The organism is Azoarcus taiwanensis, from assembly GCF_012910885.1.
Classification (GTDB): Bacteria; Pseudomonadota; Gammaproteobacteria; order Burkholderiales; family Rhodocyclaceae; genus Azoarcus_F; species Azoarcus_F taiwanensis.
The window spans coordinates 1-9,117 of record NZ_WTVM01000144.1 but is presented as its reverse complement, the minus strand read 5'-3'; the positions used below and the strand labels follow the sequence as shown (position 1 = coordinate 9,117).

The 9,117-nt window shown below is 65.5% G+C and carries 6 protein-coding genes and 1 riboswitch; of the genes, 5 read left to right on the top strand and 1 reads right to left on the bottom strand.

Annotated elements, in window-relative coordinates; translation table 11 throughout:
- Window positions 1-138, bottom strand: a riboswitch (cobalamin riboswitch). This riboswitch is flagged as partial in the annotation.
- A 148-nt stretch (window positions 139-286) separates the two neighbouring features.
- Window positions 287-1,765: a short-chain fatty acyl-CoA regulator family protein gene (locus GPA21_RS17150; RefSeq protein WP_246262036.1), complete on the bottom strand. Its 1,479-nt coding sequence runs from the start codon at window positions 1,763-1,765 to the stop codon at window positions 287-289.
- A 163-nt stretch (window positions 1,766-1,928) separates the two neighbouring features.
- Here GPA21_RS17150 and prpC point away from each other — a divergent pair, with 163 nt between their 5' ends.
- The 5 genes from prpC to GPA21_RS17125 all read left to right on the top strand — a co-directional run bounded on the left by prpC (window position 1,929) and on the right by GPA21_RS17125 (window position 8,545).
- Window positions 1,929-3,086, top strand: a complete 1,158-nt coding sequence (prpC, locus tag GPA21_RS17145) for a bifunctional 2-methylcitrate synthase/citrate synthase (protein ID WP_168989330.1) — start codon at window positions 1,929-1,931, stop codon at window positions 3,084-3,086.
- A 12-nt stretch (window positions 3,087-3,098) separates the two neighbouring features.
- Window positions 3,099-5,699: a Fe/S-dependent 2-methylisocitrate dehydratase AcnD gene (acnD, locus tag GPA21_RS17140; protein WP_168989329.1), complete on the top strand. Its 2,601-nt coding sequence runs from the start codon at window positions 3,099-3,101 to the stop codon at window positions 5,697-5,699.
- Window positions 5,696-6,898 (top strand): 2-methylaconitate cis-trans isomerase PrpF, encoded by a 1,203-nt coding sequence (gene prpF, locus GPA21_RS17135; protein WP_168989328.1) that lies wholly within the window; start codon window positions 5,696-5,698, stop codon window positions 6,896-6,898. The genes acnD and prpF overlap by 4 nt, the downstream gene beginning before the upstream one ends.
- Before the next feature lie 102 nt (window positions 6,899-7,000).
- Window positions 7,001-7,861, top strand: a complete 861-nt coding sequence (locus tag GPA21_RS17130; protein WP_168989327.1) for an isocitrate lyase/PEP mutase family protein — start codon at window positions 7,001-7,003, stop codon at window positions 7,859-7,861.
- Window positions 7,862-7,948: 87 nt separating this feature from the next.
- The gene (locus GPA21_RS17125) at window positions 7,949-8,545 is read left to right on the top strand and encodes a GntR family transcriptional regulator (protein ID WP_168989326.1); all 597 of its coding nucleotides are present in this window, start codon (window positions 7,949-7,951) and stop codon (window positions 8,543-8,545) included.
- Window positions 8,546-9,117: the final 572 nt, after the last annotated feature.

Sequence of the window (9,117 nt, the reverse complement as noted above, 5' to 3'; positions counted from 1 at the left end):
CGGACAGCAGCCAGTGGCACGGGTGACGAAGCGCTCGTCGATCACAGTTGCGGGGGCAGCTCCGGTTTTGAGGTCATCGACCCGGTACCGGATTCCCTTTCAATCCCCGGAAGGGGAACCATCAACGAGGTGAAGTCTAGCTTCGTCGCAATGCCGTCGTCAAGGGGAAGTTACTAGATGTAGTGTGTTGTATGCGCAAAATGTCGATATGTAGGGCTGTGCGGTGTAATCCTCGTCGGTGGTCGCATATCTATCAAGCGCAGTAAATCTGGACAAGTTGCCAGGTTTACGCGCAGGAACGGGGCTCCCGGCCGGCGTCCGCGGCATAAGGCTCGAACCAACTGCGATCAGGGTCGGCAACCAAGCGCGTTCCGATCGACGGAAAAGCGCGCTGGGGGCAGACGAGGCGGTCGCAGATCTTGCAGCCGGCGCCTATCGGGGTGCGCGCGTCGGGGTCGTCGAGTGGTAGACCGCGGGAGTACACCAGGCGGCCGGCGTGGCGCAGGTCACAGCCCAGGCCGATGGCGAAGGTCTTGGCCGGAGTGCCCCAGCCGCTGCGCCGGTGAGTGACAGTCCGGGCGATCCACAAATAGGCACGGCCGTCTGGCATTGAGGCAAGCTGGGTCTGGATCTGGTGGGGGTGGGTGAATGCTTCATACACGTTCCATAGCGGACAGGTGCCGCCGACCCGCGAGAAGTGGAAGTCGGTGGCCGACTGACGTTTGGAGATGTTGCCGGCGCGGTCCACGCGCACGAAGATGAAGGGCACACCGCGCGCCTGCGGACGCTGCAGCGTGGACAAGCGGTGGCAGACGGTTTCGAAACCGACGCCGAAGCGGCGCGCAAGGCGGTCGACATCGTAGGCGAGCGCTTCGGCCGAGGCGAGAAAGTGCCCGTAAGGCAGGATCAGCGCACCGGCAAAGTAGTTGGCCAGCCCGATGCGCGCCAGCACACGGGCTTCCTCGCCGAGAAAGTCGCCTTCGCCGACTTGTTGCTCGATGGCCTCGCCGGCTTCCAGCAAGGCCAGTTGGGTGGCCATCTGAAACGCGCGTTGTCCTGCATCGAGCAGCGGTGACAGGTAAAGGATGCGTCGCTGTGCGTCGAACTCGCGCAAAGGTGCGAACTCGGCCTCGACCGACCAGGCGTCGCCGCTGGCGGCGCCACTCACGGTGATACCGTGCTCGCTGGAGAGCCGCGCCGCCAGCCCCTCGTCGACCCTTCCTGCGGCAAGCGACCAGTCGGCAAAGCAGCGCTCTGCGAGGGCATCCAGACTGGCGACGTGGTTGTGGCGGGCGTAAAAGAAGTCGCGCACCTCTTCGTAAGGCATCGGTGCGCTTGGAGTTGACTGCCCGCGCGTCTCGCCGAGGCGTTGGGCGTAAGTCGCGAGTCGATCGTCCGCTTCGCGGCAACGGCGGTCCAGCGCCAGCAGTGCCCTGGCGATCGACGGCATCTGGCTGGCGAGTTCGCGGATCTCGGCCAGCGAGACGGTTTCGCCACCGGGTAAGCTGCGGCCGGTGTCGCCGAGCACGTCGCGCAACTCGGCGACCAACCGGCCTTCGTCGTCGTCAGAGAAGCGCTGGACGTCGACACCCAGGGCGGCGCTGATACGCAGCAAAACCGGCACGGTCAGTGGGCGCTGGTTCTGTTCGATCTGGTTCAGATAACTGGGGGAGATCTCCAGCAGCCTGGCGAGCGCGGCCTGGGTCAGACCGCGCTCTTCGCGCAGGCGGCGTAATCGCACGCCGGTAAAGACTTTCTTCATCATGGCTCCAGAGTATCGTTCGCAAAATTTGCAGAACTGGATGATTGCATTCGCAAAACGTCGCTAATTCAGTCAGTTACGTATTCTGTTTCGTGCGTATATTGCGAACAAACGCGGGTAAATGCAAACCCGCGCACCCTTCACCCTTGTTCGCCTGGAGTCCCGCATGAGCACACACGCCGCCGAATCCACCTTCAAACCGAAGAAGTCCGTCGCCCTCTCGGGCGTCACCGCCGGCAACACCGCCTTGTGCACCGTCGGCAAGACTGGCAACGATCTGCACTACCGCGGCTACGACATCCTCGACCTCGCCGAGCGCTGCGAATTCGAGGAGGTGGCCCATCTGCTGGTGCATGGCAAGCTGCCCAACAGGGCCGAGCTGCGCGCCTACAAGGCCAGGCTCAGGTCCATGCGCGGGCTGCCCGCCAGCGTCAAGGAGGCGCTGGAGCGCCTGCCGGCCTCCGCGCATCCGATGGACGTGATGCGCACCGGTGTGTCGGCGCTGGGCTGTGTGCTGCCGGAAAAGGATGACCACAACGTCGCCGGCGCGCGCGACATCGCCGACCGTCTGATGGCCTCGCTCGGCTCGATGCTGTTGTACTGGTATCACTGGTCCACCAAGGGCCAGCGCATCGAGGTGGAAACGGACGACGACTCCATTGGCGGCCACTTCCTGCATCTGCTGCACGGCGAGAAGCCGTCGGAAACCTGGGTGCGGGCGATGCATACCTCGCTCAACCTGTACGCCGAGCACGAGTTCAACGCTTCCACCTTTACCGCGCGGGTGATCGCCGGAACCGGCAGTGATGTGTATTCGGCCATCGCCGGTGCCATTGGCGCCCTGCGCGGCCCCAAGCACGGCGGCGCCAACGAGGCGGCCTTCGACATCCAGAAGCGCTACGACACGCCGGACGAGGCCGAAGCCGACATCCGCCGCCGGGTCGAGGCCAAGGAGGTGGTGATCGGTTTCGGCCACCCGGTGTATACCGTGAGCGACCCGCGCAACGTCGTCATCAAGGACGTGGCCAGGCGCCTGTCCGACGAGGCCGGTTCGACCAAGATGTACGACATTGCCGAGCGCCTGGAGCAGGTCATGTGGGAGGTCAAGCAGATGTTCCCCAACCTCGACTGGTTCAGCGCGGTGAGCTATCACATGATGGGCGTACCCACGGCGATGTTCACCCCGCTGTTCGTCATCTCGCGCACCAGCGGCTGGGCGGCGCACATCATCGAGCAGCGTATCGACAACAAGATCATCCGTCCCAGCGCCCACTATGTCGGTCCGGACGATCAGCTGTTCGTGCCCATCGAGCAGCGGCAGTGAGGCGAGGAGAAGATGAATAATCGTTACCGCAAAGCCCTGCCCGGTACCGGCCTGGACTACTTCGATGCCCGTGAGGCGGTCGATGCACGCTACCCCGGTGCCTGGGCCAGGCTGCCCTATACCGCGCGCATCCACGCCGAGAACATCGTGCGCAAGGCCGATCCCGCGATCATCGACGCCTGCCTGCAGCAACTCGTCGAGCGCCGTCGCGAGCGCGATTTTCCGTGGTATCCGGCGCGCGTCGTGTGCCACGACATCCTCGGCCAGACCGCGCTTGTCGATCTGGCCGGCCTGCGCGATGCCATCGCCGACCAGGGCGGTGACCCGGCTCAGGTCAATCCGGTTGTGCCGGTGCAACTCATCGTCGACCACTCGCTGGCGGTGGAGTGCGGCGGCTTCGACCCCGACGCCTTGCGCAAGAACCGCGAAATCGAGGATCGTCGCAACGCCGATCGCTTTCACTTCATCGAGTGGTGCAAGACCGCCTTCGACAATGTGGACGTGATCCCGGCCGGCAACGGCATCATGCACCAGATCAACCTGGAGAAAATGTCGCCGGTCATCCACAGCGACAACGGCCTGGCCTATCCGGATAGCTGTGTCGGCACCGACTCCCACACCCCGCACATCGACGCCCTGGGCGTGATCGCGGTCGGCGTCGGCGGCCTGGAGGCCGAGAACGTCATGCTCGGTCGCGCTTCTTGGATGCGCCTGCCGGACATCGTCGGCGTCCGCCTGAACGGCCACCGCCAGCCGGGCATCACCGCCACCGACGTGGTGCTGGCGCTGACCGAGTTCCTGCGCCAGCAGCGTGTGGTCGGCGCCTATCTGGAGTTCTTTGGCGAGGGTGCGGCCAGTCTCACCATCGGCGACCGCGCCACCATCTCCAACATGGCCCCCGAGTATGGTGCCACCGCGGCGATGTTCTTCATCGACGGACAGACGCTGGACTACCTGCGCCTGACCGGGCGCAGCGACGAACAGCTTGCGCTGGTCGAGACCTACGCCAAGGAGGCCGGCCTGTGGGCCGATGCGCTGGCCACCGCCGAGTACGAGCGCGTGCTCGAGTTCGACCTGTCGAGCGTCGAGCGCAACATGGCCGGCCCCAGCAATCCGCACCGCCGCCTGCCGACCGCGCAACTGGCCGAGCGCGGTATCGCCGGCAATCTCAGACAAGCCCTTGATCAGGAGGCTGCCGGGCAACTGCCCGATGGCGCGGTCATCATCGCCGCGATCACCTCCTGCACCAACACCTCCAACCCGCGCAACCTCATCGCCGCCGGCCTGCTCGCGCGCAAGGCGCGCAAGCTGGGCCTCAAGCGCAAGCCCTGGGTCAAGACCTCGCTCGCGCCGGGCTCGAAGGTGGTGGAGCTCTATCTGCGGGAAGCCGGCTTGCTGGAGGACCTCGAAGCGTTGGGATTCGGCATCGTCGCCTTCGCCTGCACCACCTGTAACGGCATGAGCGGTGCGCTGGATCCGAAGATCCAGCAGGAGATCATCGATCGCGACCTCTACACTACCGCGGTGCTGTCCGGCAACCGCAACTTCGACGGCCGCATCCACCCCTATGCCAAGCAGGCTTTTCTTGCCAGTCCGCCGCTGGTGGTGGCCTACGCCATCGCCGGCACCGTGCGCTTCGACATCGAGCAGGACTGGCTCACCCTCCACGCCGGCGAGGCGGTGCGCCTGAAGGACATCTGGCCCACCGACGAGGAAATCGACGCGGTGGTCGCCCAGGCGGTCAAGCCCGAGCAGTTCAAGCAGGTGTACATCCCGATGTTCGCCAGGACCGGGGTCGAACGCACCGCTTCGCCGCTCTACGACTGGCGTCCGCAATCGACCTATATCCGCCGCCCCCCCTACTGGGAGGGCGCGCTGGCCGGCGAACGCTCCCTCAAGGGCATGCGTCCGCTCGCCATCCTGCCGGACAACATCACCACCGACCACCTGTCGCCGTCCAACGCCATCCTGCTGGATTCGGCCGCCGGCGAGTATCTGGCGAAGATGGGCCTGCCCGAGGAGGACTTCAACTCCTACGCCACCCACCGTGGTGACCACCTCACCGCCCAGCGCGCCACCTTCGCCAACCCCAAGCTGTTCAACGAGATGGTGCTGAACGACGACGGCACGGTGCGTCAGGGCTCGCTCGCGCGGGTCGAGCCGGAGGGACAGGTGATGCGCATGTGGGAGGCCATCGAGACCTACATGCAGCGCGGGCAGAACCTCATCATCATCGCCGGTGCCGACTACGGCCAGGGCTCCAGCCGCGACTGGGCAGCCAAGGGGGTGCGCCTGGCCGGTGTCGAGGTCATCGTCGCCGAGGGCTTCGAGCGCATCCATCGCACCAACCTCATCGGCATGGGCGTGCTGCCGCTGGAGTTCAAGCCCGGCACCACGCGCAAGACGCTGGGGCTCGACGGCACCGAAACCTATGACGTCATCGGCCAGCGCCGGCCGCGGGCCGAGCTCACCCTGCTCATCCACCGCCGCAACGGTGAGACCATAGCGGTGCCGGTGACCAGCCGCCTGGACTCCGACGAGGAAGTGCAGGTGTACGAAGCCGGTGGTGTGCTGCAGCGCTTTGCCAAGGACTTTCTCGAAGGACGAGCATGACCGACCCACAAGCCCAAGTCAGAATCCCCGCCACCTACATGCGCGGCGGCACCAGCAAGGGCGTGTTCTTCCGCCTGGACGACCTGCCCGAGCGCTGCCGGGTGCCCGGTGAAGCGCGCGACCGCTTGTTCCAGCGCGTCATCGGCAGCCCGGACCCCTATGCCGCGCATATCGACGGCATGGGCGGGGCGACCTCGAGCACCAGCAAATGCGTGATCCTGTCGAAGAGCTGCCGGCCGGAGCACGACGTCGACTACCTCTACGGCCAGGTGTCCATCGACCAACCCTTCGTGGACTGGTCCGGCAACTGCGGCAACCTGACCACCGCCGTGGGCGCATTCGCCATCCATGCGGGGCTGATCGATGCTGAGCGCGTACCGGACAGCGGTGTGTGTGCAGTGCGTATCTGGCAGGCCAACATCGGCAAGACCATCGTCGCGCACGTTCCCGTCACCAACGGCCAGGTGCAGGAGACCGGCAATTTCGAGCTCGACGGTGTGACCTTTCCGGCGGCGGAGATCATGCTCGAGTTCCTCGACCCGTCCGACGACGGGGAGGCGGGCAGCGCGCTGTTCCCCACTGGCAATCTGGTCGACGACCTCGCGGTGCCGGAAGGCGTGGTCAAGGGCGGGGTGCTCAAGGCCACGATGATCAGCGCCGGCATCCCGACGGTGTTCGTCAACGCCGCGGACATCGGGTACACCGGCACCGAGTTGCGCGAGCACATCAATGGCGATCCGCAAGCCCTGGCACGCTTTGAGCAGATCCGCGTCGCCGCCGCGCTGCGCATGGGCCTGATCGCCAAACCCGAGGATGCCGCCACCCGCCAGCACACCCCCAAGATCGCCTTCGTCGCCCCGCCCAGGGAGTACACCACCTCCAGCGGCAGGGCGGTCGCCGCCGGCGATGTCGATCTGCTGGTGCGTGCGCTGTCCATGGGCAGGTTGCACCACGCCATGATGGGCACCGCGGCAGTCGCCATCGCCACCGCCGCGGCCATTCCCGGCACCTTGGTCAACCTCGCCGCGGGGGGCGGCGAGCGCAAAGCGGTGCGCTTCGGTCACCCCTCCGGCACCCTGCGCGTCGGCGCCGAAGCGCGGCGGGTCGACGGTCAATGGACCATCACCAAGGCCATCATGTCGCGCTCGGCCCGCATCCTCATGGAAGGCTGGGTACGCGTGCCCGGCGACGCCTTTTGATTTCTGGTCGACCGTTCAGGCTCAAGCTGTCTATGCCGACTCATGGCGAACGGACTCGAACCAACTCGAAGCAACTCGAACCAATTTTCCCCAGGAAGCCCCATGTCCACTCGCAAGCAACTGAAAACCCTCGTCGAAGCTCGTCGCGGCGTGATCGTGCCGGGCGCCTTCAACGCGCTGTCGGCCAGGGTCGTCGCCGACCTCGGCTTCGAGGCGATCTATGTCACCGGCGCCGGCGTCACCAACATGTGGTTCGGTATGCCCGACCAGGGCTTCATGGGTCTGGCCGAAATTGCCGACCACACCGCGCGCATCCGCGACGCGGTGGAGGTGCCGCTGATCGTCGATGCCGATACCGGCTTCGGTAACGCGGTGAACGTCTATCACGCCGTGCGCACGCTAGAGCGCGCTGGTGCCGACTGCATCCAGCTCGAAGATCAGGTCATGCCCAAGCGTTGCGGCCACTTCAATGGCAAGGACGTGATCGCCACCGAAGAGGCGGTCGCCAAGATCAAGGCCGCCGCCGACGCCCGCCGCGACCCCGACCTGCTCATCATGGCCCGCACCGACGCCGCCGCCGTGCACGGCTTCGAGGCTGCTGTCGAGCGTGGGCAGAAGTTCGCCGAAGCCGGCGCCGACATCCTGTTCGTCGAAGCCGTGACCAGGGAAGAGGAGGTTCGTGCGCTGCCGCAGCGCCTCGCCAAGCCGCAGCTGATGAACATGGTCATCGGCGGCAAGACACCGATCTTCAACGCCACCGAACTGGGCGAGCTCGGCTTCGGCATCGTGCTCTACGCCAACGCCGCGCTGCAGGGCGCGGTGATGGGCATGCAGAAGGCGCTCACGGTGCTGCGTGACGAAAAGGAGGTCAAGGAGTCCAGCGGCCTGGTCACCCCCTTCGCCGAACGCCAGCGCCTGGTCGGCAAGAACCACTGGGATGCGCTGGAGCAGCGCTACCGCTGAAATCGGCGTTTCGGTATCGCGGCTCGGCCTGCCGTCCGGGCCCCATCACAAATTCACGGAAACGCCCCGTACGGAACCACTGAAAGCATGAACACGAGGAACGAAGACTGGTTGCGCCCGCGCGCCCTCTACGAAGGGGTCGCCGAATCTGTGCGTGCGCGCATCTTCGCGCATGAGTTCGCACCGGGCTGCCCTCTGGACGAAGCGGAACTCTCGCGCAGCTACGGCGTGAGCCGTACCCCGGTACGCGAGGCCTTGAAGGTACTGGGGCGGGCGGGGCTCGTGGAGCTCGAGCCCCGCCGCGGCTGCTGCGTCGCCGAACTGTCCGCTCACGATGTCGACTCGCTGCTCGGCGTGATCGAAATGCTCGGTCAGCATACCGTGCGCGAGGCCGCGCGCAAAGGCATTGCGCCGGCCGACCCGGCGGGCCTTGCCCAACTGTTCGACTGCGCCAGCAACCGCCACCTGACCGGAGCCGCGCTGCACCTCAACGACAAGGTCAGGCTCGCTTGCGGGCCGCAGTTCGACGCCGCCGACATCGCATTGCTGGCCGCTGCAATGCCTGGACTTGCCGCCTCCCTGTCGGCACGGCAGCAAGTCCAGGCGGAACAGCTGTGGACCGCGTTCGCCCAAGCCCGACGTCGGTTGGCAGCTGACTACGTCGCATTGCACGCCACACCATAGGTCGGCAGCGGGACTGGTCCTTACACGCCGGGGATTGGTATTTCTCGAAACCGATGAAGGATTTCCCCGCAACATCCGGAACGTTCGAACGCCGTGGAGACCGTGCGGCCTCAGCGGTCATTCGCCTGGAGCCGAAACGCGCTGCAAATGCGCGGGCTACCCGTGACTCGCGCGCTCGGTAGCAAAAAGCAACACGCCGGATGAAGCGACCAAGGATCGAGCCGGAGCGGAAATCGGCTGCTGTCGGGTGCAAAGCCGAACGCGCTCTATTGACCCAGGTGTGGAAGTTCAATGAATCTGGAAGGTGGTCATCCTAACGACTGTTGATCGGCCAGTGCTGTCGTTGGGCCACTGGCCCGACTCGGGCGGCAATACGACGGTTACCTGTCATTCCCCCGCCTATGAGGGCCAATGACCGCTTCTCAGTTCAGGCTACGGCCGGATTCGACCCAGAGCTGAAGTAGCCATTAAGTTGCTCAACGACAGCAAAGCAGGGATTCCCGCTGTACTCGGCTACAAGGTCACGCAGTCAGCTCTCGCGTTAGTTCAGGATGCCTGACAATCAGGCGTAG